Source organism: Luteimonas flava (assembly GCF_036584485.1).
GTDB lineage: Bacteria > Pseudomonadota > Gammaproteobacteria > Xanthomonadales > Xanthomonadaceae > Luteimonas > Luteimonas flava.
Map to the genome: position 1 here is coordinate 579,680 of NZ_JAZHBM010000003.1, position 25,480 is coordinate 605,159.

Genomic DNA, 25,480 nt, shown 5'->3' on the forward strand with positions numbered 1-25,480 from the left:
CGCATCACTTGTTGGGGAAGGTCTGGTCGATCCAGTCGCCGCCATCCACGCGATATTCCGCAACGAAGGTGTCGGGACGGTTGCTGGTGTTGCCCGGATTGTATTGGGGCGATACCCGCATATCCACCTCGTGTCCCTCGCCGGCGAGTCGCGCCAGCTCGTTCTCGAAGCGCTTGTACTCGCCGTTGTTGAGATTCGGCAGGCCATCGCCGATCGGCTTGCCGTTGCCCGGCACGACGTTCAGACGGTTGGTCGGGCCGGCGAGACGGTCGGCGATGATGTGGAAGCCGACGTCGGTCGCGCGGCCTTCGTTGCCGATCTCGCGCTGCAGGCCGGCGTCGTTGCGGCCGACGGGTTCCAGATCGACGCGGCCTTCGGCGCGGATCACGCGCGCCTGGTCGTCGGTGGTCCAGCGGTAGTTGCCGAACTCGTAGACGGTGTCGGGACGCGCGGCATTGGCGGCGAGGTTGAAGTCGTCCATCGATTCGAACGCCAGCACCGGACGGCCGCCGACCGTGCGGCCGGTGTCGGCGTCGGCGAGGATGTCGCCCAGATCCGCGTCGTCGGCGCCCCGCGCCGCCGTGGTGCGGCCCGCATCGGCGGCACCGTCGGCGCGATCGGCGACGCGTGCAGCGTCCGCGGCCGTATCCGCGGCGTCGGCCACCTTCGAGCCCTTGGCCGCCTTGTCGGCACCCTTGGTGCCGATCACGGCCAGCACCAGCTCGGTCGCGCCACGGCCGATCGCTTCACCGTAGTTGCCGGCCTGCCAGTCGGCCTTGATCGGATCGACCACCGCATCGACCAGCAGGCCCGGATTGCGGGCGAGGGTGGAGACGACCTCGGCGGCCGCTTCCATGCGCTCGCCGCCGCGCGCGGCCGACGGCAGCCAGTCCGGCGCGTCGAGCGTGTTGCCGCTGGCCTGTTCGTACAGCCCGGTCACGCCGTCGACCGCGAGGCCCGCAGGGCTCAGGTCGTAGCTGGCCTTGAGCGCGTTGCCGCCGAGGGTGACCACGCCTTCGCCGGTCTCCCACAGCACCTCGCCGGCGCCCTTGAAGAAACCACCAGCCTGCGAGGCGGCGTTGCCCAGCCCATCGAGAATGCCCATCGTGCGGTCCTGTCGGCGCGGATGCCGCAAAGTCTGGGTGGGGCGGCAGACCCGGACAATCTGGGGCCGACCCTTGGTGCGCTGTCATCGTGCCGTCATCTGAACAGCAACGCCGGTGATGTCGCGCGCCACGCGCCGGGCTACACTTCCGCGCATGCACACCCGTCTGATGCCAATCCTCGCCGCCACGCTGTTGTTGTCCGCCTGCGGCAACAAGGCCGACCTCCTGCAGCCGCGCCAGGTGCCGCCGGAAGACCGCGGCCGCTACATCTTCAAGTCGTCGATTCCGACCCAGGAACAGCTCGATGCCGAAGAAGAAGCGGCGTGGGAAGACGACGCCGACGAAGACACCACGGACGACGGCACGACCGACGACGCGACCGGTACGCCGCCCGCGCAGCCGGTGCCGCTGATCCGCGACGTGCCGCCGGCGACCACCGGAACGCCGTGAGCCTGCGCGACACCCGTTTGCACCGCTGTCGTCGCTGATGTCCGGAACCGTCTCCCCGCTGCGCTTCACCAAGATGCATGGCGCCGGCAACGACTTCGTCGTGCTGGACCTGCGCGGTGACGTGCCGCCGCCCGATGCCGCGCTGTGCCGCGCGCTGGCCGATCGCCACACTGGCGTCGGCTGCGACCAGATCCTCACCATCGAGACCCCGCGCGCCGCCGGCGTGCTGGCGCGTTACCGCATCTGGAACGCCGACGGCTCGGCCTCGCAGCAATGCGGCAACGGCGCGCGCTGCGTGGCCGCGTGGCTGGTGCGCGACGGCGTGGGCGGTGACGGGTTCGTCCTGGAAAGCCCGGCCGGGCTGCACGCGGTCACGCGCGAAGGCACGGATTACCGCATCGCGATGGGCGTGCCGGAGTTCGTGCCGGCCCGGATTCCGATGGCCGGCGTCGACACGGTGCAGCCGCTGTACATGCTGCCGGTCGACGGCCTCGGCACGCTCGCGTTCGGCGCGGCGTCGATGGGCAATCCGCATGCGGTGATCGAAGTCGACGACCTCGCGTCCGCGGACGTCGAGCGCATCGGGCGCGCGCTGCAGGCCTCGGCGTGGTTTCCCGAATCGGTCAACGTCGGCTTCGCCCAGGTGATCGCGGACGACCGCATCCGCCTGCGCGTGTTCGAGCGTGGCGTCGGCGAGACGCTGGCCTGCGGCAGCGGCGCCTGCGCCGCGGTCGCGGTGCTCGCGCGTCGTGGTCGCACCGGGCGCAGCGTCGCCGTATCGTTGCCCGGCGGCACCCTGCACATCGACTGGCCGGCCGACGACGTCACCTTGTCGATGGCCGGACCGGCTGCATTCGTTTTCGAAGGGGAATTGTGATGAGCGAGACGACCGAGAAACTCGGCGCACACGAAGTCGCCACATGGCTGCGTCGCCACCCGAGCTTCCTGCAGCAGTTCCCGGATCTGGCGCTGACCCTGGTGGTGCCGCGCGAAGACGGCCCGGCCGCTTCGCTGGCGAGCTACCAGCTCGAAGTGCTGCGCGACAAGAACCGCGAACTGTCCAAGCGCCTGCGCGATCTGTTCGCGATCTCGCAGGAGAACGAGCGCCTCGCCGTGCGCACGCATCAGCTCACGCTGGCATTGATGCGCCAGTCCGATCCTGCCTCCACCGTGCGCGCGCTCGCGGCGACGCTGGCGGAAGACTTCAACGGCGATCTGGTGCGCATCGTGCTGTTCGCGCCGGTGCCGGGGCTGGAGGAAGACTGGTTGCAGGTGGTCGCGCGCGACGACCGTCTGCTGCAGCCCTTCACCGATTGCCTGAAGGACGAGGAGCCGCTGTGCGGCCGCCTGCATCCGGACAAGCAGTCGCTGCTGTACGGCCCGCGCGTCGACGAAGTGCATTCGAGCGCATTGCTGCCGCTGGCCGGCATCGGCCTGGTCGCGGTCGGCAGCCGCGACGCCAACCGCTTCTATCCCGGCATGGGCACGCTGTTCCTGCGCATGATGGGCGAAGCGTTCGCCACCGCGATGCGACGGTTCGACACCGCCGCCTGAGCGCACGCGCATGCACGCCGACGTCGACGCGTTCCTCGACCATCTGCAGATCGAACGGCGGATGTCGGTGCACACGCTCGACGCCTACCGGCGCGATCTGACCGCGCTGGTCGACTGGACGCACGCGCAATCGCGCGGCGACCTGCGCACGCTGCACGACGAGGACATCCGCGCCTTCGTTGCCGCCGGCCATCGCGGCGGCCTGTCACCCAAGAGCCTGCAGCGGCGCCTGTCCGCGTGTCGCAGCTTCTACCAGTGGTTGCTCAAGCACGGCCACATCGGCGCGAATCCCGCGTCCGGCGTGCGGGGCCCGAAGGCGCCGCGCAAGCTGCCGCAGGTGCTCGATGTGGACGAGGCCACGCAACTGGTCGAAGTGCCGGTCGATGCGCCGCTGGGCCTGCGCGATCGCGCGCTGCTGGAACTGTTCTATTCGTCGGGCCTGCGTCTGTCGGAACTGGTCGGCCTGCGCTGGCGCGATCTGGATTTCGACGGCGGCCTGGTGACCGTGCTCGGCAAGGGCAGCCGCCAGCGCAGCGTGCCGGTCGGCAGCCATGCGCTGCGCGCGTTGACCGAGTGGCGCACCGAGAATGGCGGCACGTCGGCGGCGCCAGTGTTCCCCGGTCGCGGTGGCGCACCGATCTCCGCACGCGCCGTGCAGCTGCGCCTGCGCCTGCTCGCGCAGCGCCAGGGCCTGTTCAAGCGCGTGCATCCGCATCTGCTGCGCCATTCGTTCGCGAGCCACGTGCTGGAATCGTCCGGCGACCTGCGCGGCGTGCAGGAACTGCTGGGTCACGCCGATATCGCGACCACGCAGATCTACACCCATCTCGATTTCCAGCATCTGGCCAAGGTCTACGACGCCGCGCATCCGCGCGCGCGCCGCAAATCCTGAGGCGCACCCGGAGTTGTCCATGAACCTGCGCATCGTCATCGGCCTGGCCGTCTCGGTTTCCCTGCAGATGCTGCTCGGCCTGCTGGCCGCGTCCCTGTTTCCGCCGGTGCCGTCGGGCGTGGCGCCGGTGTCGACCGCGGTGCAGGCCGGCGTGATCGCGTTGCTGTCGTCGACCGGCGGCGCGTTCGCCGCGCGGCAGCCGTTCATGCGCGCCGCGCTGGTGCTGTGGGCGGTGGGCTGGGTGTCGAGCGTGCTCGTGGTGCAGCGCCTCGGTGGCGGGCAGTTCACGTTCGCCGATGCCGCAAGCGCGAATGCGATGGCGATCGTCGTGTCGGGTATCGCAACGGTGCTGGGCGTGCGCGCCGGGCGCCGCCTCGATCGCCACGTGCGCGGACCCGCGGCCGACGCGACGCCATAACGCAATCCGGGGTGCCTTGATCCGGGCGGGCACGGCCCCATCCAGTGGATTCGATCCTTGGAGGCCGCATGGACCCCAGCCAGAATCCCAACGTATTCCACGCCACGACGATCGTGTCGATCCGCAAGGGCGGCAAGGTGGTGGTCGCCGGCGACGGCCAGGTCACGCTCGGCCACACCATCATGAAAGGCAACGCGCGCAAGGTGCGTCGCCTGGGCGAAGGCGGCAAGGTGCTCGCCGGATTCGCCGGCGCCGCTGCCGACGCGTTCACCCTGTTCGAACTCTTCGAAGGCAAGTTGCAGCAGCACGGCGGCCAGCTGGTGCGCGCCGCGGTCGAGCTGGTCAAGGACTGGCGCACCGATCGCCGCTACGGAAAGCTCGAAGCGCTGCTCGCCGTCGCCGACGCCGAGACCTCGCTGATCATCAGCGGGAACGGCGACATCATCGAACCCGACGACGGCATCATCGCGATCGGTTCGGGCGGCTCGTACGCCCTGTCGGCCGCACGCGCACTGCTCGCGCACACCGATCTCGATGCCCGCACGGTCGCCACCGAGGCGCTCAACATCGCCGGCGACATCTGCATCTACACCAACCGCAACGTGGTGGTCGAAGAACTGTGATCGATCTGCGGCGGCGCGTGGCGATCCCCCGGGTCGCACGCGCCGGCCGGTCGCGCGCACCCGCCCACGCTTCTACGGACACCCGATTCCCATGACGAATGCCAATTCCTCGACCATGACCCCGCGCGAGATCGTGCAGGAACTCGACCGCCACATCGTCGGCCAGAACGCGGCCAAGCGTGCGGTCGCGATCGCGCTGCGCAACCGCTGGCGCCGCGCGCAGCTCGACGACGATCTGCGCAACGAAGTCATGCCCAAGAACATCCTGATGATCGGCCCGACCGGCGTCGGCAAGACCGAGATCGCGCGTCGCCTGGCGACGCTCGCCAATGCGCCGTTCGTCAAGGTCGAGGCGACGCGCTTCACCGAGGTCGGCTACGTCGGCAAGGACGTCGAGCAGATCATCCGCGACCTCGCCGACACGGCGGTCAAGCTGTATCGCGAACAGGCCAAGGTGCGCGTGCGCACGCAGGCCGAGGACCGCGCCGAGGACCGTATCCTCGATGCGCTGCTGCCCAAGCGCGAAGCCGCGCAGCCGGCGTTCGGCTTCGGCGCGCAGACCGCGACCGTCGACATCGGCGCCGAGCCGTCGTCGAAGGAATCGGAGACGCGGCAGAAGCTGCGTCGCCAGCTGCGCGCCGGTGATCTGGATGATCGCGAGATCGAACTCGAACTCAGCGCCGGGCAGGGCATGGACATCATGACGCCGCCGGGCATGGAGGAAATGGGCCAGCAGCTGCGGCAGATGTTCGCCAACCTCGGTGGCGGCAAGACCCACAAGCGCAAGCTCACGATCCGCGCTGCGCGTCCGCAGCTGGTCGAGGAAGAAGCCGGCAAGCTGGTCAACGAGGACGACGTGCGCGAAGCCGCGATCGAGGCCTGCGAGCAGCACGGCATCGTCTTCATCGATGAGATCGACAAGGTCGCCAAGCGCAGCGAGGGCGGGTCGAGCGGTGCCGACGTCAGCCGCGAAGGCGTGCAGCGCGATCTGCTGCCCCTCGTCGAAGGCAGCACGGTCAGCACCAAGTACGGCTCGGTGAAGACCGACCACATCCTCTTCATCGCCTCGGGTGCGTTTCACCTCGCCAAGCCCAGCGACCTGATTCCCGAGATGCAGGGCCGCTTCCCGATCCGCGTCGAACTGACCGCGCTGACGAAGGACGATTTCGTCCGCATCCTCACCGAGCCCAAGGCGGCGCTGACCACGCAGTACGTGCAGTTGCTGAAGACCGAAGGCGTCGGCCTGACGTTCGCGCCGGATGCGGTGGATCGCCTCGCGGAGATCGCCGCGCACGTCAACGAACGCCAGGAGAACATCGGTGCGCGTCGTCTGCACACCGTGCTCGAACGCCTGCTCGATTCCCTGAGCTTCGAGGCGCCCGACAAGGGCGGCACGGTGCTCATCGACCGTGCGTACGTCGACCAGCAGCTGGGCGATCTGGTGCAGGACCAGGATCTGAGCCGCTACATCCTCTGACGCCTCCGCGTTCACCGCGTTCGCACTCCGGGCCCGCATCATTGCGGGCCCTTTCGTTGGAAACGTCGCGATGTCGAACGCTGCTCGCAAGTCGGTGCTTCTGGTGGCGCTGCTGGCCTCGCTGGGCGCGTGCACGCAGCGCGATGCGGACACACCGGCCGCTGCAACCGGGTCCGCGTCGACCCCGGAGACCGATGCGTCGGCATCCGTGGACGCATCCGCACTGGCGTCACCCGCCGGCACGCCCGCCCTGCCGGTGTACCGGACCTTCCGCGACGTCACGGTCGCCTGCGACAACGTCCGCCGCTGCGCCGCGATCGGCGTCACCGACGCCGCGCCGGGACTGGTGCTGTCGTTGACCCGCGATGCCGGCGCCGATGGCACGCAGGCGCTGCTGCTGAGCGCGCCGTGGGCCGACGTGGACGCCTCGACGCTGCAACTCGACGGCGTCGCCGCGCCTGCGATCGCGGCATTGCCCTGGCAGCGTGATGCGGGTGAGTCCGCGGTCTTGCGCATCGAGGATCCGGCGGCGATCGCGCGCTTCCTCGATCTGGTGCGCGACGGCACGCGGCTGGGTGACGACCAGGATCGCAGCGTGTCGCTGTCGGGCCTCAACGCAGCGCTGCTCTACATCGACGAACACCAGCAGCGCCTCGATACGCCCGGCGCATGGGCACGACGCGGCGAGCGCGATCCCGCGGCCATCCCTGCGGCGCCGGCGCTGCCGGTTCTGACGCGACCCGCTTCGGCACCGCCGCCGTTGTCGGACGCCGATGCCGTGCGTCTGACCCGCAGCGTGCGTGACACGCAGGCGGCTGCGCTGCGTACGCACGAGTGCAACGCGGCCGGCGGCGAGTTCGATGTCTCGCGCGACGATGCCGCACATCCGCTCGATGTGGATCACGCGCTGGTCTTCATCAGCTGCTACAGCGGCGCCTATCAGGGCTCGAGCCTGGTGTTCCGCGCGGCGCGCGACGGCAGCGATGTGACGCGGCTGACCCTGCCGGCGCCGAAGCGCTCCGACGACAGCGTGAACCCCAGCGAGGATTTCGACCTGCTGGTGAACCCCGGGCTGGATGCCGCCACCGGCACGCTCGCGCAGTTCGCGAAGGGCCGCGGCATCGGCGACTGCGGCTTCGAAGCGACGTGGCAGTTCGATGGGCGGGCGTTCCAGCTGTCGCACTACGCCGAGATGCAGACGTGCGGTGGTCTGAGCGCCGATGCATGGCCGGTGCTGTGGCGCGTGGCCGAGCCTGCCGCCGCGCCTTGAGCCCGCCGCACGAGGGCGCCACAATCGCCCGCCCTGTCCGGTGCGCCGCCCATGTCCGTGCTGCTTCGACTCGTCGCGATCCTGCAGATCGCCGGTGGTTTCTATGGCCTCGCCAGCACGCTGATGCGCTTGGCCTCCGGCGGCGCCGGCGGTGGCGCGGTGCTGGTGCTGGTGATCGGTCTGCTGCTGTCGACGTTCGCGATGATCGCCGGCGTGCTGCTGCTCGAAGGCGACGCGCTCGGCGAGCGCCTGTCGCGGATCGCGCTCGCGCTGCAGATCCCGGTCATCGCCACGCCGTGGCTGAGCTACGCCTGGCACGCCGGCGCCACGGTGCCGCTGCAGTTCCGCTTCGGCCGCAACGTGGTGGTCGACCTCGACTGGTCGCTGCCGTCGGAGGCCTTCCGGCTCGCACTGGCCGGGCCATCGACCGCAGCGCTGGGCGTCAACCTGCTCGCGCTCGTGCTGTGGCTGGTGCTGCGCGTCTCCCGTCGCTGAGCGGCGCCGCAACACCAGCTCCCGCGTGAAGGGCCAGATGGGCCAATTGGGGTATATTTCCCCATGCCCGCCGCAGGAGCGACCGCGATGACGATGTCCCTCAAGCTCGACGCCCTCGATGCGCTGCCGCGCACGCCGGCCTCCGACGTCAAGAAACTCGGCTGGCGCGGCGTGATGAAGACCATCGCCCGCGGCGGCAAGGTCGTGGTGACGAACCACAACACGCCCGAGGCGGTGATCCTGTCGGCCGAGGAATACGGCGCCATCCTGCAGGCACTCGACGCCGCCGGCGCGGCCCAGCGTTCCGCGCTCGACACCCTGCGCACGCGTTTTGACGCGCGCCTGGCCGCCCTGCAGGCCGACGATGCCGGCGCACGCCTGCGCGACGCGATGCGTGGCCCCGCGCGGCTGCGCGGCAAGGTCAAGGCCGGCGCGACCTGCTGAGCGTGGCGCGTCCGGTCCTCTACGTGCTGGCCGGCGTCAACGGCGCCGGCAAGAGTTCGGTCGGTGGCCATCTGCTCGAACGCGCCGGCATGACGTGGTTCAACCCCGACACCTTCGCCCGCGAACTGGCCGCCGCGACCGGCTGCTCGATGCCCGAGGCGAATGCGGAAGCCTGGCAGGAAGGCATGCGCCGGCTCGACGTCGCACTGGCGCACGGCCAGAGCCATGCATTCGAGACCACGCTCGGCGGCAACACCGTGCCGGCGCGCATCGCCGAGGCCGCGCGCACCCACGACGTGCTGATGTGGTTCTGCGGTCTGTCCTCGGCCGAGCAGCACATCGCACGCGTGCGGGCGCGCGTCGCGGTCGGCGGCCACGACATTCCCGAAGCCAGCATCCGCGCGCGCTGGACGCGCGCCCGCGAAAACCTGATCGCGCTTATGCCGGTGCTCGCGCAGCTGCAGGTCTACGACAACAGCGTCGAGGTTGCGCGTGGAAAAGTGGTGCCCGATCCGGTGCTGCTGCTGGAGATGATCGACGGCGCGCTGGTGGTGCCGGATGCGGATGATCTGGCCGCGCTGGCGAAGACGCCGGAGTGGGCGAAGCCGGTGCTGGAGGCGGCATTGGGTTTCTGAGAATCGACGTGGCTAAGTCGCCAAGCACCTGTCATTCCAGCGAAAGCTGAAATCCATTTTGATCTTGCTTGGTATCTCGAGACGCTTTCACTGGAGCGAACCGCTTTCGCTGGAACATCAATCCGTTTACGGGCCGTCTGCACCGAAAAAATGGATTCCGGCTTTTGCCGGAATGACGGGCAAGAGCGATAGCCTCAGCGTGCGCGAGACGCCGGCGCCTCGCCCGCGTCTTCCCGCACCACCGCGCCCGTATCCACACTGACCTCCACCGACATGCCGGGCCGCAACCGCGCCGCCAGCGGTTGATCGCGATCCACCGCAATGCGCACCGGAATCCGCTGCGCGATCTTGACGAAGTTGCCGGTCGCGTTGTCCGCGGGCAGCACGCTGAACTCCGAACCGGTCGCCGGCGAAATACGTTCGACGCGACCGGTCAGCCGCGCGCCGCCGAGGGCGTCGACGGTGAAGCTCGCCGGCTGGCCGACGCGCATGTCGACCATCTGCGTTTCCTTCATGTTCGCCAGCACCCAGACATCGGCCGGCACCACGGCCATCAGCTGCGTGCCGGCGTTGACCAGCGCGCCCTGGCGCACGGTGACCTGGCCGAGCAGGCCGTCGTCGGGCGCGGTGATGCGTGTGTTGTCGAGATCGATCTTCGCCAGCCGTACCGCGGCTTCGGCGCTGGCGACGGCGGCTTCCAGACTCTCGCGGTTGACGTCGACGCTGCGCGCGTCCTGTTCGGAAATGTCGAGCGATGCGCGCGCCTGCGCGGCGGATGCGCGTGCCTGCGCATTGCTGGCGCGGGCGAGATCGCGGTCGTGTTCGGAGATCAGTTTCTGCGCGGCGAGCTGTTCGATGCGGCGCAGGTCGATCGCGGCGACGTTCGACTGCGCGCGCGTCGCGGCGATATCGGCGGCGCTGCGGGCGATGCCGGCTTCGGCGCTGCGGCGCGACTGCGTGGCGTTCGCCAGCGCGGCCTGCTGCACGCGCAGATTGGCTTCCGCCTGTTCGAAGCGCTGGCGGTAGATGCGGTCGTCGATCGTCACCAGCAGCTGGCCGCGCGTCACCGCCTCGAAATCCTGCACCGCGACCTCGGTGACATAGCCCGAGACCTGCGGCGCGATCAGCGTCACGCGGCCGCGCACGGTGGCGTTCTCGGTGCTCTGCACGCTGCTGCCGAACGGCGGCAGGCGCCAGGCGTAGAGCACCAGCAACACGCCCACCAGCGCGACCGCGGCGAACGCGGCGATCTGCAGCACGCGACGGCGACGCGACGGCGCGGCCGGCTGTTCGGGTGGGGGTGTCGGGGCGGGTGCGCTCATGCGGAATCCGTGGCGGCAGAAGAAGGTGATGATGCGGGCGCTGCCGGCGCGGCGCGAAGACGCGCCCAGACCCGCGACGCGATGATCCACACCAGCGTGCAGAACGCGATGAAGGCGATCAGCAGGAAGACGTCGTTGTAGGCCAGCACGTTGGCCTCGCGCGTGGCCGCGCTGCCGAGCGCGCGGACCGCCAGCGCGTTGCGTTGCGCGGGATCGGCGATGGTGGCGGCGTAGCCGTTCGCGGTGGCCTGCACGCGCGCGGCGACCAGCGGATCGAGCAACGTCAGGTGCTCGGTCAGCACGCTGGAATGGAACTTCTCGCGCATCGTCTGGAACGTGCCCAGCAGCGCCGAGCCGAGCAGTCCGCCCAGGTTCTGGGTCATGCCGAACAGCACGACGAAACTGATCAGGTTGCGCGGCTGACTGATCACCGGGCCGATGCCGGCGATCAGCATCGGCCCGAGGAAGAACGTGCTGCCGAACGCGAGCAGGAACTGGCTCACGTACATCTGTTCGGGTCGGGTCACGTTGCTGGCCTGCGCGTCCATCAGCGCGCCGGTCATCATCAGCGCCAGCGAGATCAGCACCGGTTGCCAGGTCTTCGCCGGATCGATCGTGAGCGCGCTCGTCGCCAGGCCAGCCACGCTGCCGACGAGCACGATCACGAACAGCGTGCGCATCTGCTCGTTGCCCAGGCCCAGCGCCTGCAGGAAACCGACCGCGCCGGTCGCCTGTTCCGACAGCACGATGCGGATCAGCACGATCGCCAGCGCCAACCGCAGCATCGAACCGGTCGCGAGCCAGCGCGTATTGAGCAGCGGCCGCGCGCGGAAATGTTCGATCGCGATCGCCGCCGTCACCAGCACGAACGAGCCCGCCAGCGCCCAGCCCAGCCATGCGGTTTCGGTCCACCACGCGAGACGGCCCTGCGCGAGCACCGCGGTCAGCAGCGCGATGCCGGGCGCGAACAGGCCGAAGGTCACGAAGTCCAGCGGCTCGAAGGCCTTGTGGCGATCACCGGGCGGCAGTTTCAGCAGCAGCACGCCGCCGAGCGCGACCAGCGCCAGGCCGAGTTCGAACATGTACAGACCGCGCCATTCGCCGAACTCGAGCAGATCGGTCGAGAACACGCGTGCCAGCGGCAGCGCGAGCTGCGCGATGCCCAGGCCGATCACCAGGCCGCGCAGGCGATGCTTCTGCGGAAACGCCTGCAGCATGTAGTACAGGCCCAGCGTGTTGAGCGCCGCGCCGGCGATGCCATGGCCGGCGCGCACCGCGATCGCCGAGCCCAGATCGTTGACGAACAGATGCGCCAGCGTGATCAGCGCATAGAGAATCAGGAACGCCTCGGTGAACAGCCGCAGGCCGAACTGCTGGCGGAACTTCACCAGCAGGATGTTCATCGACACGTTGGTCATCACGTAGGCCGCCGGCAGCCACGCGATCTCCGATGCATACGCGCCCAGCGCGCCCTGTAGGTTGACCAGGTTCGCGGTGACCAGCGCGTTGCCGAGACCGCCGGTCATCGCGACGATGAAACCGACGATGCCGAACGCGATGCGACGCCGCGTGGAATGCAGCGGCGTCGACGGCGAGCCCGGCATCATCGGTCGCTCGTGCGGCGCCCAGTCGCGCGGTGCGTAGCGATGCGCGCGCAGTGCGGCCCGATCCGGAACCGCAGCAGGCGGCGTGGAGGGCGGCGGACTCGACATGACGCCAGTCTGGGCCGGTGCCGGGGTCAGAACAAGACGGCCGGCGGCATGCATCGTTCAAATGCGCCGGCGGCGATTTCACGTCACGGTGACCGCAGGTGCGCGCACGCGAGAGGCGGGCGTCAGCGCCCGATATAGCGCGGCGCGCGCTTGTCGAGGAAGGCCTGCATGCCTTCGCGCTGGTCGGCGCTGTCGAACAGGCGTTCGAACAGGCGACGTTCCAGTGACAGGGCGGTTTCCAGCGGCACATCGGCGCCGAGGCGCATGGCCTCGCGGATCGCCTGCACGGCCAGTGGCGGCATCGTCGCGATCTGCGCGGCGATGCGCACCGCTTCCTCCAGTGCGTCGCCGGGCGGTACGAGACGTGAGACCAGATTGGCCGCGTACGCATCGCCCGCCGGGATGTGGTCGCCGGTCAGCGTCCACAGCAGCGCTTTGTAGCGGCCCGCGGCGCGCAGCAGGCGCTGGGTGCCGCCCGCGCCCGGCATGATGCCGACGCGGATCTCGGGCTGGCCGAAACGTGCGTCCTCGGCCGCGACGATCAGATCGCAGGCCAGCGCGAGTTCGCAGCCACCGCCCAGCGCGTAGCCTTCGACCGCCGCGATCACCGGCTTGGGCGACTGCCGCACCACGTGGAAGACGCGGTCGGTATCGAGACGTTGGTGGTCGGTCGGGGACAGCGTCGCCATCTCGCCGATGTCGGTGCCGGCGACGAAATAGCCACCACTTCCGGTCAACACGATGGCGGCGACGGCAGGATCAGCGCACGCCGCCTGCAGCGCCGCGATCAGCTCGGTCTTGACCTGCAGGTTCAGCGCATTGCGCCGCGCCGCACGTTCGATGCGCACGATCGCGACCGCATCGCGGATTTCGGTGGCGACGAACTCAGCCATGCGCGCGTGTCCCGATGTGTTGCGCCTGGACCTCACGACGCAGCCACGGCGACACCCTGTAGCGGTCCTCGCCATACGCCGCAGCCAGATGCGTGAGGACGGCTGCGAAATAGGGCAGGCCGTCCTTCCGAGCCCAGGCCAGCGGTCCGAGGGGATAGTTCACGCCGCGGGTCATCGCCGCGTCGATGTCGTCGGCGGAGGCGAGGCCCTGCTGCAGGCCATCCGCCGCTTCGTTGACGAGCATGGCGACCGTGCGCGCGACCACCAGACCGGGCGCGTCGTCGAGCACCGAGACGCGCTTGCCGAGTGCCTCGAACAGCCCGACGGCCGCGTCGCGCGCCCGTGTGTCGACATGTGTCGGAAACGCGAGCGCGATCCGGGTGGCGGCGGCGTAGTCCAGCGCGAGATCGAAGACCGCCACGGGCTCGCCCGCTTCGAGCGAACGCGTGGTCGCGGTGCGCCCGTCGGTCAGGGCGAGGGCGAGCCCATCGACCCGCAGCAGGCCGGGGCCGTCACCGCGCGTGACCGCGATGCCATCGCGCCCGTCGAGCAGCGCGACCAGCGCCTGCGCCGCGCCCAGGTCGCCTTCGATACGTACCTGCGACGGCCGCGTGCCGGTGGCATCGTCGGGCCGCGGCGCATCGGCGGCTTCGCGATAGTCGAAGAATCCACGGCCGGACTTGCGCCCCAGCCAGCCGGCATCGACCAGCGACTGCTGTACGAGCGACGGGCGGTAGCGCGGATCCTGGAAGAAGGCGTCGTAGACCGAGCAGGTGACCGCGAAATTGACGTCGTGGCCGATGAGATCCATCAGTTCGCACGGGCCCATGCGGAAGCCGCCCGATTCGCGCAGCACCGCATCGAGCGTGGCCGGCGTCGCTGCGCATTCCTGCAGCAGCCGCAGCGTCTCGCCGTAGAACGGACGCGCGATGCGGTTGACGATGAAGCCCGGTGTCGAGCGGCATACCACCGGCGATTTCTTCCACGCACGTGCGGTCGCGACAAGTGTGTCGACGACCGCCGGTGCCGTCGCCGGGCCGGCGACGACTTCCACCAGCGGCAGCACGGTCGCCGGGTTGAAGAAGTGCAGCCCCGCCACACGCGTCGGGTGGGGCAGGCGCGCGGCGAGCGCGGTCACCGACAGCGACGAGGTGTTGGTGGCGAGGATCGCGTCGGCGGGCAGGGATTCGGCGTACGGCGTCAGCGCGGCGACCTTGGTGTCGAGGTTCTCGACGATCGCCTCGATCACCAGTCCAACATCGGCGGTCCCGGCGCTGCCGTCATCGGCGTGGATGCGCGACACGATCGCATCGCGCGTGGCGGCGTCGAGCTTGCCGCGGGCGACGCGCTTGTCGAGGCCGGCGTGGATACGGGCGATGCCGCGCGCCAGCGAGTCCGCATCGGCATCGCGCAGCAGTACGCGGTGGCCGGCGGTCGCAGCGACTTCGGCGATGCCGCCGCCCATCGTGCCTGCGCCGATGACGATGACCGCCCGATGCAGGGGCAGGGCGTTGCCGTGCGTGTCAGCCATCGGCAGGCACCGTGGCGGCAAAGGACGGCCGTGCGGACACGTCGGCGAACCAGTCCGCGAGTGCCGGGGCGGAGGCGCGCCACTCGCGCGCCGCGAACCGGTAGTCGAGGTAGCCGAGCGCGCAGCCGATCGCGATGTGTCCGACTGCGAACGGTGCGCCGGCCAGTGCCGGAGCCTCGCGTTCCAGCTGCGCGATCACTGCATTCGTCTTCAGGACGAACGCATCGCACAGAGGATCGGACGGCACATCACGCTCGCGCTCGTTGCGCCACAGCACCAGCAGGTCGAGGGCACCATCGCCGAAGGCCTGCCAGCGCAATGCATCCCACCGCAGGCCCGGCGCCCGCGGAAACAGCTGTCCGTCGAAGCGATCGTCGAGGTACTCGCAGATCACGCGCGAGTCGAACAGGCGTCCGCCGTGCTCGAGTACGAGCGTCGGAATCTTCGACAGCGGGTTGTCCTGCATCAGCCGCTCATTGGGCACCCGCATCGCGGCGACCGAGCGCTCGAGCGTGATCGCCTCCACGCAGCCCAACTCATGCGCGCAGACCAAGACCTTGCGGACGAACGGCGACTTCGGCGACCAGTGCAGTTTCATCAGACGACTCCGGTGGCGCGCAGCGCCGCGATGCGCTCGGGACTGTAGCCGAGCGTGGCGAGGATCTCGTCGCTGTGCTGTCCGAGCAACGGCGGCGCGGTGCGCGGCCTGAGCGCGGCGTCGGTGAAGCGCATCGGTGTGCCGATCAGCGGCACCTCGACACCGGCCGGATGCGCGGCGTGCTGCAGCATGCCGCGTGCGACGACCTGGGGATCAGCCAGCACTTCGGGCACCGTGTTGATCGCGCCGCAGGGCACGCCGACCGCATCGAGCGCGGCCACCAGATCGGCGCGCGTCCAGTTCGCGAAGGCGTCGCGCAGCAGCGCCGACAGCGCGCCGATGTTGCGCACGCGGCCCGCATTGCTGGCGTAGTCGCCCTCGGCCCATTCGGGATGGCCGAGCACATCGCAGAGCTTGACGTACTGGCGGTCGTTGCCGACGACCAGGATCACGTCGCCGTCGCTGCAGGCGTAGACGTCCTGCGGCTGGATGTTGGGATGGGCGTTGCCATTACGTTGCGGGGTGTCGCCCGACACCAGGTGGTTCATCGCCTGGTTAGCGAGCGTCGCGACCTGCACGTCGAGCATGCTGATGTCGATCGTCTCGCCTTCGCCGCTGCGGTCGCGTTTGGCGACGGCGGCGAGCACGGCGACGGCGGCGTACATGCCGGTCATCAGGTCGACGATCGGGATGCCGACCTTCTGCGGACCACCGCCGGAACGGTCGTCGCGCTCGCCGGTGACGCTCATCAGCCCGCCCATCGCCTGGATCAGGAAGTCGTAGGCGGGCTGGTCGCGGCGGGGGCCCGTCTGGCCGAAGCCAGTGACCGAGCAGAAGATCAGCCGCGGATTGATCGCGCGCAGCGCATCGGCGTCGAGGCCGTAGCGCTTCAGCGTGCCGACCTTGTAGTTCTCCAGCACCACATCGGCGTTCTGTGCGAGTTCGCGCACCAGCTGCTGGCCTTCGGGCGTGTCGATGCGGATCGTGATCGAGCGCTTGCCGGCATTGACCGCCAGGTAATAGCCGGCCTCGCGGGTGTCGTGGCCCTCGGCGTCCTTGAGGAACGGCGGGCCCCAGGTGCGCGTGTCGTCGCCGCTGCCGGGGCGCTCGACCTTGATCACGTCCGCGCCCAGGTCGGCCAGGATCTGCCCGGTCCACGGCGCGGCCAGGATGCGGCTCAGATCCAGCACCTTGAGGTGCGACAGCGGGCGTTGGTCGGGCGTCATGGGGCGGGCGATCTCCGGCGGGTGTCCGGTGGACTGTAGAAAGGTGGGCCGCGGCTGCCTACGCGCCAGATGCGCAAGGCTGGCATGCCGTCCGCGACACATCGCGGCCACGGCGGCGCGGGTGCATCAGCGGCCGGTGAACACCGGCGCGCGCTTCTCGCGGAACGCGGCCTGCGCCTCGCGTGCATCGTCCGTGCGCCCGATCGCCGCGGTCATGTCCTGCTCGTAGCGGTACCCGTCACGCAGGCTCATGTCCTCGATGACGTTCATCGTGTGCTTGCCCATGCGCGTCGACACCGGACTCTTGGCGGCGATGCTGCGGGCGATCTCCAGGGCCGTCGGCAGCAATGCATCGTGCGCGGTGCAGGCCTCGACGATGCCCAGCCGGTACAGCTCCGCGCCGTCGACGCGATGTCCGGTCAGGGCCATGCGGCGCAGACGCGAGTGTCCGAACAGGCGCATCGCATGGCGACAGCCGCCGAGCAGGCCCACGTCGACTTCGGGCAGGCCCAGCGAGGCACGCTCCGACGCGACCAGGATGTCGGCCGATGCGACCATCGCCAGACCCGAACCCAGCGCGGGGCCGTTGATCGCGACGACGACGGGCTTGGCGCATTCGCGGATCGCATGGAAGCACTCGCGGGTGCGGCGCGCGTGCGCCGGCAGGTCGCCGGGACCCTTGATGACCTCGGCGCGCCCCTTGAGATCGGCGCCGGCGCAGAACACCTTGCCCGTCGCGGTCAGCAGCACCACGCGGACGTCGTCGCGTTCCGAGATCCGGTCCAGCGCCAGCGTGAGTTCGTCGTTGAGCGTGCGCGTCAGCGCGTTGACCGGCGGCGCATCGAGGGTCAGGGTCGCGACGTGGTCGGCGATGTCGACCTGGAGCTGGGTGTAATCGTCCATGTGGCGTCTGCAGCCCGTGCCGGTGAAGACGTCCGAGTCTAGGCAGGCGATCGATGCCCCACGATGCGGGTGCCCGCAGAGCAGCTTTGCGGATTCGCGCAACACGGCGTCACGCCGCGCCACGCCCTCAGTCGTACAGCGCGGCCGGGTTGTCGACGAGGATCCGCTGCGCGAGCGCGTCCGGTGTCCAGTCGCGGAACAGGGCCAGCAGGTCTGCCGCATCGGGCGCCGGATCGACGCGCAGATGCGGCCAGTCGCTGCCCCACAGCAGTTGCGCGGGATTGGTGTCGAGCAGCACCTGGTGAAAAGGCTGCCCGCGCGCGATCTCGGTGCCCGGCAGGTTGCGGTAGGCGCACAGCTTGATCCAGGCATGGCCGTCGTCGAGCAGTGCACGCAGCGTGGCGAAGCCGGGCGCATCGATGCCGGCCTCGACCTCGAAGCCGCCCATGTGATCGATCACCACGGTGACCGGCAACGCGCGCAGTGTCGCGTCGATGCCGGGCAGCACGGCCGTGTCGGTCCACAGTTCGGCGTGCAGGCCGGCGTCGGCCATCGCGGGTGCCAGCGCGACCAGATCATCCAGACCGGCGCTGCCGGCGAAGTTGCCGGCGCCGCTGCGATGGCTGAAACGCAGGCCGCGCACGCCGCGCGCGCGCAACCCGGACAGATCGCGCTGTTCTTCGGCGCGCACGACCATCACGCCGCGCAGGTGCGGTGCCGCCTCGAGCACATGCAGCAGCAGCGCGTGGTCGGGCCCGTAGGCGCTGGCGTGCACCAGGACGCCGCGTGCGAGATCGAGCCGCTGCAGCAGGGCGAGGTAGGCGTCGAGCGGTGCTTCGGGCGGGGTATAGCTGCGCGCGCCGGCCAGCGGAAACGCCGCGTATGGGCCGAACACGTGCGCATGGCAGTCCCAGCCCGTGCTCATCGCAGCGTCGCCTGTGGCAGGTCGAACGCGGGCGTGACGCCTTCGGGCAGGGGAATCTCGTGTGCGTTGAGCGTCATCGCGACCATCGTGTAGTAGCCCACCAGCGCGGTCAGTTCGACCACGGCCACGGTGCCCAGCATTGCGAGCGCACGTGCATACACTGCGTCGGAGACCGAACGGTGCGCATTGAGTTCCGCGGCGAACGCGACGACGACGGCTTCCTCTTCGATCAGACCGTCCGGCACTTCACGCGCGAGCAGAGACTCGATCACCGGCGTTTCCAGCCCGATGCGTTCGCTCTCCAGTCGATGCGCATACCATTCGAACGGCGAGTTGCAGGCGCGTCCGGTGACCAGGATCGCCAGCTCCGACTGGCGCGGCGTCAGCGAGGTGTCGTAGCGCAGCAGCGCACCGAGCGCCTGCCAGCGGTCGGCGAGCTCGGGATTGTGCAGTGCGGCCCGCAGCGGGCCCTGGATCTTCCCGCGCGGCCCGGACACGATGCGGTCGTACACCGCGCGTTGCGCGGTCGACATGTCGTCGGGGGCGGGCAGGGGAATGCGGGGCATCGTGACTCCGGGCAGCGGCGACATCGACACGTCGCGGAGCGACGACCCTAGCCCGCACGCGCTCGACGATCCAGCCCGCGGCCTGCAAGCCAGCTATGCGCCGGTGGACGCTTGCGGACGCTCGCGATGCCAGATGCCGGTCTCGGCCATCTCACGCACGATGGCCTCGATCTGCGACGCGACCGCGGCGACTGCGCGGCCCGGATTCTTCGAGCGCGCCATCGCCATCGAGATCGTGCGCTGCACGGGCGGGTCGGTGATCCGGGCCGCCTGCAGCGAACCGTCTTCCAGTTCGTGCCACACCGCGTGGATCGGCAGCACGGTGTAGAGCCCGTCGCGCGCGGTGAGCGATTTCTGCAACGGCAACGAGTCCGCCTCGATCGCCGGCGACAGTGCGATGTCGCGCTGCCGGGCGATGCTGTCGAGCGCACGCCGCAGCCCGTTCGGCGCGCTCGGCAGCACCAGCGGCAGGCCGTCGAGACGGTCGAAGGCCACGGTCTTGTTGCGCGTGAGCGCATCGCGGCGCGGGCCGATGAGATAGCTGTCGACGACGGCGAGCGACTGCTCCATCTCGTGGGCGGACATGCCGTAGCGGTAGAGGATGGCGATGTCGATGCGCGCATCGGCCAGCCACTCTTCGACCTGGCCACCGGAGCCTTCGAGGATCTTCAGGCTGACGCTGGCGAAGCACTCGCGCAGCGCGGCGAACAAGGGTGCGGTGATCGTCTGCGAGATCGACGGCAGCAGCCCCAGCGTGACCCGGCCGGTCGGTGCGAGCGCCTCGCCACGAATGTCGGCATCGAGCAGCGCCGCATCCGCCAGCAGCGCCTTGACCCGCGGAAAGACATGCGCGCCCAGCTCCGACAACTGCACGCCACGGCCGGTGCGGGTGAACAGGCGTGCGCCGCAGTCGCGCTCCAGTGCGTTGAGCTGGCGGCTGAGCAACGACTGGTTGCTGTCGAGGAACAGGGCCGCGCGGGTGATGCTGCCCAGCTCGGCGATCGCGACGAATGCGCGCCAGCGATGCAGGTCGGACGCGATGCCGATGTCGAACTCGGTGGGTTTGGCCGCTTGCATCGCCGATCCTGATGGAGACGCAAGCCGGCATGCGGCCTACGTGTGTTTCGAGGTTGTGCAGCGTACGCCCGCACCCGGGTCGCGCCAAGACGACACCTTGCGTTCTGCATCCGTGTCGCGGTGCACGCGCCGCGTGTCCTGCGAGAGCGGCAGCGACACAACAACCGGGAAAAATGCTGTGCTGCAACAATCATCGGAGCAAGGCCGCCATGTCTCGCATGGCATAGCTGGATTGTCCGCGGACTCCGTGCGCCGGCCAAAAACCCACCGATAGACTCCGTTACGTCGAGACGCCATGGCCTGCGCCACACCGTCTCGCGCCACGACGAGGGAGGTGTGGAATGCAGCGTGTCCAGCAAGTCGCCATGCCGCGTACGCGGCCGGGTCTCGATCGACGGATCCCGATTGCCATGACGCGATCCGACGACGTCCACGCCGTCGATACCACGCCGGCCACCCGATGGTTCCACCGGCGCATGCCGGTGCCCTGACGCCCCGTCGTTCGACCGAAAGGCCGGGTGCAGGACGCCCCGACCGCACCCGTTGTTCCGACACCTCCGCCAGGCCTCGCAGCCCGGACGGCGAGCCGTGCACGCCTGTCCGCAACGCGATGGAACCCCCTGCCTCGCGACGCGGCGGACGCGCTGGAACCACTGCCCGCACGGATGCCCATCCGAACACGACAACCAGATTGAAGGGGATGTGCGAATGAGACAGACGATAGCGAGCGTGACGATCTGCGCCGGCATGGTGCTGAGTGCATCGGCCGCCGCGCAGCAGCCGCAGACGCCGCCGGAGCCCGCGCCCGCGCCTGCGGCGGCCCCCGCCGCTGCGACGCCCGCCGCGAAAGCGCCGCTCAAGCCGATCGGCCTGTACGGCATCGTCGACGTCTTCGTGACCACGGGCGACTACGGCAACGGCACACGCACACGCGTCGATTCCAACGGCGCGCGCGCCAGCCGGCTCGGCCTGCGCGGTGGCAAGGCCATCACCGATGACCTGTCGGTCCAGTACACCTATGAGATGGGGCTGGATCTGACCCACGCCCGCAAGGCGGACCGCCACCGGGTGTTCAACCGCCAGGCCTGGGTGTCACTGGTCAGCGAGGACTACGGCATGCTGCGCGTGGGTCGTCAGAACACGCCGCAGTTCATCATGCTGGGCAAGTACGACGCCATGGACGCGACCACGCAGTCGTCGGGTCTGTTGAATCTGGCGCCGTTCAATCCCCGCTACAGCCGTCTGGTGTCGTACTTCACCCCGAAGATCGCCGGCGCGGTGACGCTGCAGGCGCATTACGGCCTCGGCGAACGCCTGTTCAACGGCAACCGCACCAACAGCTGGCATGTCGCGGCCGAATACGAGAAAGGCCCGGTCGGTCTCGGTGTGACCCACGAGCACGTCAAGGATCTGGGCACGGCGACGGTCGAAACCGACTACACGCTGGCGGGCGGCAGTTACGACTTCGGCCGCTTCAAGGTGTTCGGTGGCTACCACCACGTCACCACCAGCAACGCCAGCCGCGAGGCCGACACCTACTCGACGTCGGTGCTCTACCGCATGACGCCGGTCGACACCCTGTCGCTGGGTTACAGCGTCCTGTCGGACCGTCTGCCCGCAAACAACGACGCCAGCCAGGTCGGCCTGCTGTATCAGCGCTTCCTGCGTCCGCAGACGGTGATCTACGCCGGCGTTGCACACATCGACAACCGCAACGCGGCCCGCTTCACGCTCAACGGCTCCGCGGTCGCGGGCACACCGCTGACCGAGCCGGGCTTCAATCCGCAGGCGCTGCAGCTGGGCTTCCGCCATGCGTTCTGATCCGAGCCCCTCTTCCGCTGCCGGTACCGACGGCACATCCGCGCCGCCGTGCGCGCTGGCATTCTTCGCTCCAGGAGACATCGCATGAGTCACGACGCAGCGCCCCAGGCACACCAGGCTTCCGATACGAAGACCATCCGCCGGGTCGCCATCTCCAGCTGGATCGGCACGACGATCGAGTTCTACGACTTCCTGCTCTACGGCACCGCCGCCGCGCTGGTGTTCGGCAAGCTGTTCTTCCCGGAAAACAGTGCCACCGCCGGCACGCTGGCGGCGTTCGCGACGCTGGCCGTGGGCTATATCGCCCGCCCGCTCGGTGCGGCCGTGTTCGGCCACTACGGCGACAAGGTCGGCCGCAAGAAGATGCTGCTGCTGACGCTGATCCTGATGGGCGGTTCGAGCACCCTGATCGGCCTGCTGCCCACCTACCACAGCGTCGGCATCCTCGCGCCGATCCTGCTGGTGCTGTGCCGGCTGGTGCAGGGCATCGCCATCGGTGGCGAGTGGGGCGGCGCGGCCCTGATGGTCGTCGAGCATGCCGGCGCGAAGAACCGGGCGTTCTGGGGCAGCTTCGCCCAGATCGGTGCGCCGACCGGCGTGCTGCTGTCGACCGGCGTGCTGGCGATCATGACCCAGCTGCCGCCCGAGCAGTTCGAGAGCTGGGGCTGGCGCGTGCCGTTCCTGCTCAGCGTGTTCCTGCTCGTGATCGGCTATTACATCCGCACCAGCGTGTCGGAAAGCCCGCTGTTCGCCGAAGCCAAGAAGAGCGAGCAGGGCGTCGCCAAGGTGCCGTTCGTCGAGTTGATGCGCGCGCCGGGTCCGCTGTTCAGCGCGATGGGTGCGGGTCTGGGCGCGTTCGTGATCCAGGCGGTGATGCTGCTGTTCGGTCTGTCGCATGCGATCAGCGTCGGCTTCGACCGCAGCGACGTGCTGCTGATCCAGGTCGTCGGTTCGGCCGAGCTGATCGTGCTGGTCGTGGTGATGGCGGTGCTGGCCGACAAGGTGGGCCGGCGTCCGGTGGTCATGGGCGGCGCATTGCTGTCGGCGGCCTGGGCCTTCCCGATGCTCAACCTGATCAACACCGGCGAGCTGTGGGCGCTGATGCTGGCCGTCGGCGTGGGCACGATCGCGCAGGCGGCGATGTACGCGCCGCTGGTCGCATTCCTGACCGAGAAGTTCAAGCTGCGCACCCGCTACACCGGCGCGTCGCTGGGCTACCAGGGGGCGGCGCTGATCGGTGCCGGCTTCACGCCGATGATCGCCACCGCGCTGAAGGCCGAGTTCGGCGGCACGTTCGCCGTGTCGATGCTGTTGCTGGTCACCAGCCTGATCTGCGCCGGCTGCGTGTATTTCGCCAAGGAAAGCCAGCACAACGACCTGCGTCACTGATGGCGCGGCGACGCGCGTCGCCGCACCGAACCATGCGCCCGGGTGCCGGGCGCATGGCGTTCTGCAAGCCCTGCCGTTCAATGGAATCCACGTGTCGATGAACCACCCTGCCTTCCGTGGCGCGCCCGGCGCCCGACACCGCCGCCTGCTGGTGCGCGGCGACGTCCAGCTCGACGTGATCGTCGAAGGTGCCGGTCCCTCGATCGTGCTGCTGCCCTCACTCGGGCGCGATTCGGAGGATTACGACACCGTGGCCGCCGGGCTCGCCGGACACGGGTTTTCGGTCCTGCGACCACAACCGCGCGGGCTGGGGCGCAGCCATGGGCCGATGCTCGATCTGACGTTGCGCGACTACGCCGACGACATCGCCTTCGTGATCGCCGAGCTGTCGCAGGGACCGGCGGTGATCGTCGGCCATGCCTTCGGCAACTGGGTCGCGCGCATGACTGCCAGCGTGCATCCGAAGCAGGTGCGCGGAGTGGTGATCGCGGCTGCAGCGGCCAAGCGCTATCCGGCGCAGCTGACGGCCAGCATCCAACGCATCGTCGACCCGACAGTCGGCGATGCGGAGCGTCTGCAGCATCTGCAGTCGACGTTCTTCGCGCCGGGCAACGATGCGACCGTCTGGCTGACCGGCTGGCACGAATACGTGCGCGACAGCCAGTTCGCCGCGCACAAGGCCACACCGCAGGGCGACTGGTGGGCCGCGGGTGACGTGCCGTTGCTCGACCTGCAGGCCGCGGACGATCCGTTCAAGCCCGCCGACAAGCGGGAAGAATTGCGTGACGAACTCGGCCCGCGTGTCTCGATCGCATGCATCGAGCGCGCGAGCCACGCATTGATCCCCGAGCAACCGGAACGCGTCGTCGAGGAAGTCGTGCGCTGGGTCCGGACGCTGTGATGCACGTCGGCGCGATCCCAACCGGAACGAGGTACGCACGTGATGCATGAGGTTTTCATCTGCGATGCGGTGCGCACGCCGATCGGCCGCTACGGCGGTGGCCTGGCGCCGGTGCGTGCCGACGACCTGGCTGCACTGCCGCTGCGGGCCCTGATGCAGCGCAACCCGCAGGTCGACTGGTCGCGGCTCGATGAGGTGTTCCTCGGCTGCGCGAACCAGTCCGGCGAGGACAACCGCAACGTCGCACGGATGGCCGCGTTGCTGGCCGGACTGCCGGTCGAAGTGCCGGGCGTCACCGTCAATCGTCTCTGCGCGTCGGGCATGGACGCCGTGGGCGCCGCGTTCCGCGCGATCGCCAGCGGCGAACTCGAACTGGCGATCGCCGGCGGCGTGGAATCGATGTCGCGTGCCCCGTTCGTCATGGGCAAGGCCGAGACCGCGTTCGGGCGCACCCAGGTGCTGGAAGACACGACGATGGGCTGGCGGTTCGTGAATCCGGCGCTCACCGCGTTGCACGGCACCGAGACGATGCCGCAGACCGGCGACAACGTGGCCGCCGATCATGGCGTGTCGCGCGCGGACCAGGATGCGTTCGCGCTGCGCAGCCAGCAGCGGGCCGCGCGTGCGCAGGCGGCCGGATTCTTCGCCGACGAGATCGTTCCGGTAGAGGTCGACACGCGCAAGGGCACGACGATCGTCGATCGCGACGAGCATCCGCGGGCCGACACCACGCTCGAGGCCTTGCAGAAGCTCAGGCCGGTCAACGGCCCCGACTGCAGCGTGACCGCAGGCAACGCATCGGGCATCAACGACGGCGCAGCCGCGATGATCCTCGCCTCGGCGGGCGCGGTGCGGGCCCATGGCCTGACGCCGCGCGGTCGCGTGCTGGGCATGGCCAGCGCCGGCGTCGCCCCGCGTGTCATGGGCATCGGGCCGGTGCCTGCCGTCCGCAGGCTCTGCGCGCGCCTGCAGATGTCCGTGGCGGACTTCGATGTCGTGGAACTCAACGAGGCCTTCGCCAGTCAGAGCCTGGCGGTACTGCGCACACTCGGGCTCGCCGACGACGCACCCCAGGTCAATCCGAACGGCGGCGCGATCGCACTGGGCCACCCGCTCGGCATGAGCGGTGCGCGCCTCGTATTGACCGCGTTGCATCAGCTCGAAGTGCAGCAGGGCGATCGGGCCCTGGCCACGATGTGCGTCGGTGTCGGCCAGGGCGTGGCCCTGGCGATCGAGCGTGTCCGATGACACG

At 69.4% G+C, this 25,480-nt stretch carries 26 protein-coding genes; 15 read left to right on the forward strand and 11 right to left on the reverse strand.

Translation table 11 applies throughout. The annotated features are described in order from the left end of the window. Positions 1-4: 4 nt before the first annotated feature. Entirely contained in the window at positions 5-1,105 is a 1,101-nt protein-coding gene (locus V3391_RS15005) for a DNA/RNA non-specific endonuclease (RefSeq protein ID WP_332079241.1), read from the reverse strand. Positions 1,106-1,259: 154 nt separating this feature from the next. Here V3391_RS15005 and V3391_RS15010 point away from each other — a divergent pair, with 154 nt between their 5' ends. From V3391_RS15010 to V3391_RS15060, 11 genes are all read left to right on the forward strand, one after another. After that, a complete protein-coding gene (locus tag V3391_RS15010; protein ID WP_332079242.1) occupies positions 1,260-1,556 on the forward strand; it encodes a hypothetical protein in 297 nt (98 codons plus the stop codon). Positions 1,557-1,593: 37 nt separating this feature from the next. After that, complete coding sequence (gene dapF, locus V3391_RS15015) at positions 1,594-2,433, forward strand: diaminopimelate epimerase (protein ID WP_332079243.1); 840 nt, start codon at positions 1,594-1,596, stop codon at positions 2,431-2,433. Beyond that, a complete protein-coding gene (locus tag V3391_RS15020; RefSeq protein WP_332079244.1) occupies positions 2,433-3,110 on the forward strand; it encodes a DUF484 family protein in 678 nt (225 codons plus the stop codon). The genes dapF and V3391_RS15020 overlap by 1 nt, the downstream gene beginning before the upstream one ends. A gap of 10 nt (positions 3,111-3,120) precedes the next feature. Further along, a complete protein-coding gene (xerC, locus tag V3391_RS15025; protein WP_332079245.1) occupies positions 3,121-4,002 on the forward strand; it encodes a tyrosine recombinase XerC in 882 nt (293 codons plus the stop codon). 19 nt (positions 4,003-4,021) lie between these two features. Beyond that, positions 4,022-4,420 (forward strand): hypothetical protein, encoded by a 399-nt coding sequence (locus V3391_RS15030; protein ID WP_332079246.1) that lies wholly within the window; start codon positions 4,022-4,024, stop codon positions 4,418-4,420. Between the two features lie 68 nt (positions 4,421-4,488). Beyond that, complete coding sequence (gene hslV / locus V3391_RS15035) at positions 4,489-5,043, forward strand: ATP-dependent protease subunit HslV (protein WP_096297100.1); 555 nt, start codon at positions 4,489-4,491, stop codon at positions 5,041-5,043. Positions 5,044-5,134: 91 nt separating this feature from the next. Further along, positions 5,135-6,520, forward strand: coding sequence for an ATP-dependent protease ATPase subunit HslU (hslU, locus tag V3391_RS15040; protein WP_332079247.1), 1,386 nt, complete (start codon positions 5,135-5,137; stop codon positions 6,518-6,520). A gap of 70 nt (positions 6,521-6,590) precedes the next feature. After that, entirely contained in the window at positions 6,591-7,790 is a 1,200-nt protein-coding gene (locus V3391_RS15045; RefSeq protein WP_332079248.1) for a DUF1176 domain-containing protein, read from the forward strand. A 51-nt stretch (positions 7,791-7,841) separates the two neighbouring features. Beyond that, positions 7,842-8,285 (forward strand): hypothetical protein, encoded by a 444-nt coding sequence (locus V3391_RS15050; protein ID WP_332079249.1) that lies wholly within the window; start codon positions 7,842-7,844, stop codon positions 8,283-8,285. 87 nt (positions 8,286-8,372) lie between these two features. Beyond that, positions 8,373-8,729 (forward strand): type II toxin-antitoxin system prevent-host-death family antitoxin, encoded by a 357-nt coding sequence (locus V3391_RS15055; RefSeq protein WP_332079250.1) that lies wholly within the window; start codon positions 8,373-8,375, stop codon positions 8,727-8,729. A gap of 2 nt (positions 8,730-8,731) precedes the next feature. Continuing rightward, the gene (locus tag V3391_RS15060) at positions 8,732-9,364 is read left to right on the forward strand and encodes an ATPase (RefSeq protein ID WP_332079251.1); all 633 of its coding nucleotides are present in this window, start codon (positions 8,732-8,734) and stop codon (positions 9,362-9,364) included. Between the two features lie 194 nt (positions 9,365-9,558). Here the strand turns inward: V3391_RS15060 and V3391_RS15065 are convergent, their stop codons facing one another. From V3391_RS15065 to V3391_RS15110, 10 genes are all read right to left on the reverse strand, one after another. Then, positions 9,559-10,686 carry an HlyD family secretion protein gene (locus V3391_RS15065; protein WP_332079252.1) on the reverse strand — a complete coding sequence of 376 codons (1,128 nt, stop codon included), beginning with the start codon at positions 10,684-10,686 and terminating at the stop codon, positions 9,559-9,561. Further along, entirely contained in the window at positions 10,683-12,293 is a 1,611-nt protein-coding gene (locus tag V3391_RS15070) for an MFS transporter (RefSeq protein ID WP_332079700.1), read from the reverse strand. Before V3391_RS15070 ends, V3391_RS15065 begins: the two co-directional genes overlap by 4 nt. 227 nt (positions 12,294-12,520) lie before the next feature. Further along, a complete protein-coding gene (locus V3391_RS15075; protein WP_332079253.1) occupies positions 12,521-13,291 on the reverse strand; it encodes an enoyl-CoA hydratase-related protein in 771 nt (256 codons plus the stop codon). Continuing rightward, positions 13,284-14,822, reverse strand: coding sequence for a 3-hydroxyacyl-CoA dehydrogenase (locus tag V3391_RS15080; protein WP_332079254.1), 1,539 nt, complete (start codon positions 14,820-14,822; stop codon positions 13,284-13,286). Before V3391_RS15080 ends, V3391_RS15075 begins: the two co-directional genes overlap by 8 nt. Then, positions 14,815-15,420, reverse strand: coding sequence for a glutathione S-transferase family protein (locus tag V3391_RS15085; RefSeq protein WP_332079255.1), 606 nt, complete (start codon positions 15,418-15,420; stop codon positions 14,815-14,817). Before V3391_RS15085 ends, V3391_RS15080 begins: the two co-directional genes overlap by 8 nt. Further along, positions 15,420-16,646, reverse strand: a complete 1,227-nt coding sequence (locus V3391_RS15090) for a CaiB/BaiF CoA transferase family protein (RefSeq protein ID WP_332079256.1) — start codon at positions 16,644-16,646, stop codon at positions 15,420-15,422. The genes V3391_RS15085 and V3391_RS15090 overlap by 1 nt, the downstream gene beginning before the upstream one ends. 126 nt (positions 16,647-16,772) lie before the next feature. Next, positions 16,773-17,549 carry an enoyl-CoA hydratase/isomerase family protein gene (locus V3391_RS15095; RefSeq protein WP_332079257.1) on the reverse strand — a complete coding sequence of 259 codons (777 nt, stop codon included), beginning with the start codon at positions 17,547-17,549 and terminating at the stop codon, positions 16,773-16,775. A 127-nt stretch (positions 17,550-17,676) separates the two neighbouring features. Continuing rightward, a complete protein-coding gene (locus tag V3391_RS15100; RefSeq protein WP_332079258.1) occupies positions 17,677-18,474 on the reverse strand; it encodes an amidohydrolase family protein in 798 nt (265 codons plus the stop codon). Further along, positions 18,471-19,040, reverse strand: coding sequence for a carboxymuconolactone decarboxylase family protein (locus V3391_RS15105; protein ID WP_332079259.1), 570 nt, complete (start codon positions 19,038-19,040; stop codon positions 18,471-18,473). Before V3391_RS15105 ends, V3391_RS15100 begins: the two co-directional genes overlap by 4 nt. Before the next feature lie 93 nt (positions 19,041-19,133). Further along, positions 19,134-20,117 (reverse strand): LysR family transcriptional regulator, encoded by a 984-nt coding sequence (locus V3391_RS15110; RefSeq protein ID WP_332079260.1) that lies wholly within the window; start codon positions 20,115-20,117, stop codon positions 19,134-19,136. Between the two features lie 708 nt (positions 20,118-20,825). On the opposite strand from V3391_RS15110, the gene V3391_RS15115 reads away from it, so the two are divergent. From V3391_RS15115 to pcaF, 4 genes are all read left to right on the forward strand, one after another. Continuing rightward, on the forward strand, positions 20,826-21,938 hold the full coding sequence (locus V3391_RS15115) for a porin (RefSeq protein ID WP_332079261.1): 1,113 nt from the start codon (positions 20,826-20,828) through the stop codon (positions 21,936-21,938). Positions 21,939-22,022: 84 nt separating this feature from the next. Then, complete coding sequence (locus V3391_RS15120; protein WP_332079262.1) at positions 22,023-23,327, forward strand: MFS transporter; 1,305 nt, start codon at positions 22,023-22,025, stop codon at positions 23,325-23,327. Positions 23,328-23,424: 97 nt separating this feature from the next. After that, positions 23,425-24,228, forward strand: coding sequence for an alpha/beta fold hydrolase (locus V3391_RS15125; protein WP_332079263.1), 804 nt, complete (start codon positions 23,425-23,427; stop codon positions 24,226-24,228). A gap of 42 nt (positions 24,229-24,270) precedes the next feature. Beyond that, entirely contained in the window at positions 24,271-25,476 is a 1,206-nt protein-coding gene (pcaF, locus tag V3391_RS15130; protein ID WP_332079264.1) for a 3-oxoadipyl-CoA thiolase, read from the forward strand. Positions 25,477-25,480 lie beyond the last annotated feature (4 nt).

Bases quoted from the DNA above. Each gene is read 5' to 3' on its own strand.
- V3391_RS15080 (WP_332079254.1), bottom strand. From the start codon at position 14,822: ATGGCTGACACGCACGGCAACGCCCTGCCCCTGCATCGGGCGGTCATC.
- V3391_RS15065 (WP_332079252.1), bottom strand. From the start codon at position 10,686: ATGAGCGCACCCGCCCCGACACCCCCACCCGAACAGCCGGCCGCGCCG.
- V3391_RS15020 (WP_332079244.1), top strand. From the start codon at position 2,433: ATGAGCGAGACGACCGAGAAACTCGGCGCACACGAAGTCGCCACATGG.
- V3391_RS15010 (WP_332079242.1), top strand. From the start codon at position 1,260: ATGCACACCCGTCTGATGCCAATCCTCGCCGCCACGCTGTTGTTGTCC.
- xerC (WP_332079245.1), top strand. From the start codon at position 3,121: ATGCACGCCGACGTCGACGCGTTCCTCGACCATCTGCAGATCGAACGG.
- V3391_RS15120 (WP_332079262.1), top strand. From the start codon at position 22,023: ATGAGTCACGACGCAGCGCCCCAGGCACACCAGGCTTCCGATACGAAG.
- V3391_RS15090 (WP_332079256.1), bottom strand. From the start codon at position 16,646: ATGACGCCCGACCAACGCCCGCTGTCGCACCTCAAGGTGCTGGATCTG.
- V3391_RS15085 (WP_332079255.1), bottom strand. From the start codon at position 15,420: ATGAAACTGCACTGGTCGCCGAAGTCGCCGTTCGTCCGCAAGGTCTTG.
- V3391_RS15045 (WP_332079248.1), top strand. From the start codon at position 6,591: ATGTCGAACGCTGCTCGCAAGTCGGTGCTTCTGGTGGCGCTGCTGGCC.
- V3391_RS15105 (WP_332079259.1), bottom strand. From the start codon at position 19,040: ATGCCCCGCATTCCCCTGCCCGCCCCCGACGACATGTCGACCGCGCAA.
- V3391_RS15110 (WP_332079260.1), bottom strand. From the start codon at position 20,117: ATGCAAGCGGCCAAACCCACCGAGTTCGACATCGGCATCGCGTCCGAC.
- V3391_RS15055 (WP_332079250.1), top strand. From the start codon at position 8,373: ATGACGATGTCCCTCAAGCTCGACGCCCTCGATGCGCTGCCGCGCACG.
- V3391_RS15125 (WP_332079263.1), top strand. From the start codon at position 23,425: ATGAACCACCCTGCCTTCCGTGGCGCGCCCGGCGCCCGACACCGCCGC.
- V3391_RS15050 (WP_332079249.1), top strand. From the start codon at position 7,842: ATGTCCGTGCTGCTTCGACTCGTCGCGATCCTGCAGATCGCCGGTGGT.
- V3391_RS15095 (WP_332079257.1), bottom strand. From the start codon at position 17,549: ATGGACGATTACACCCAGCTCCAGGTCGACATCGCCGACCACGTCGCG.
- dapF (WP_332079243.1), top strand. From the start codon at position 1,594: ATGTCCGGAACCGTCTCCCCGCTGCGCTTCACCAAGATGCATGGCGCC.
- V3391_RS15115 (WP_332079261.1), top strand. From the start codon at position 20,826: ATGAGACAGACGATAGCGAGCGTGACGATCTGCGCCGGCATGGTGCTG.
- hslU (WP_332079247.1), top strand. From the start codon at position 5,135: ATGACGAATGCCAATTCCTCGACCATGACCCCGCGCGAGATCGTGCAG.
- V3391_RS15030 (WP_332079246.1), top strand. From the start codon at position 4,022: ATGAACCTGCGCATCGTCATCGGCCTGGCCGTCTCGGTTTCCCTGCAG.
- V3391_RS15070 (WP_332079700.1), bottom strand. From the start codon at position 12,293: ATGATGCCGGGCTCGCCGTCGACGCCGCTGCATTCCACGCGGCGTCGC.
- hslV (WP_096297100.1), top strand. From the start codon at position 4,489: ATGGACCCCAGCCAGAATCCCAACGTATTCCACGCCACGACGATCGTG.
- V3391_RS15100 (WP_332079258.1), bottom strand. From the start codon at position 18,474: ATGAGCACGGGCTGGGACTGCCATGCGCACGTGTTCGGCCCATACGCG.
- V3391_RS15075 (WP_332079253.1), bottom strand. From the start codon at position 13,291: ATGGCTGAGTTCGTCGCCACCGAAATCCGCGATGCGGTCGCGATCGTG.
- V3391_RS15005 (WP_332079241.1), bottom strand. From the start codon at position 1,105: ATGGGCATTCTCGATGGGCTGGGCAACGCCGCCTCGCAGGCTGGTGGT.
- pcaF (WP_332079264.1), top strand. From the start codon at position 24,271: ATGCATGAGGTTTTCATCTGCGATGCGGTGCGCACGCCGATCGGCCGC.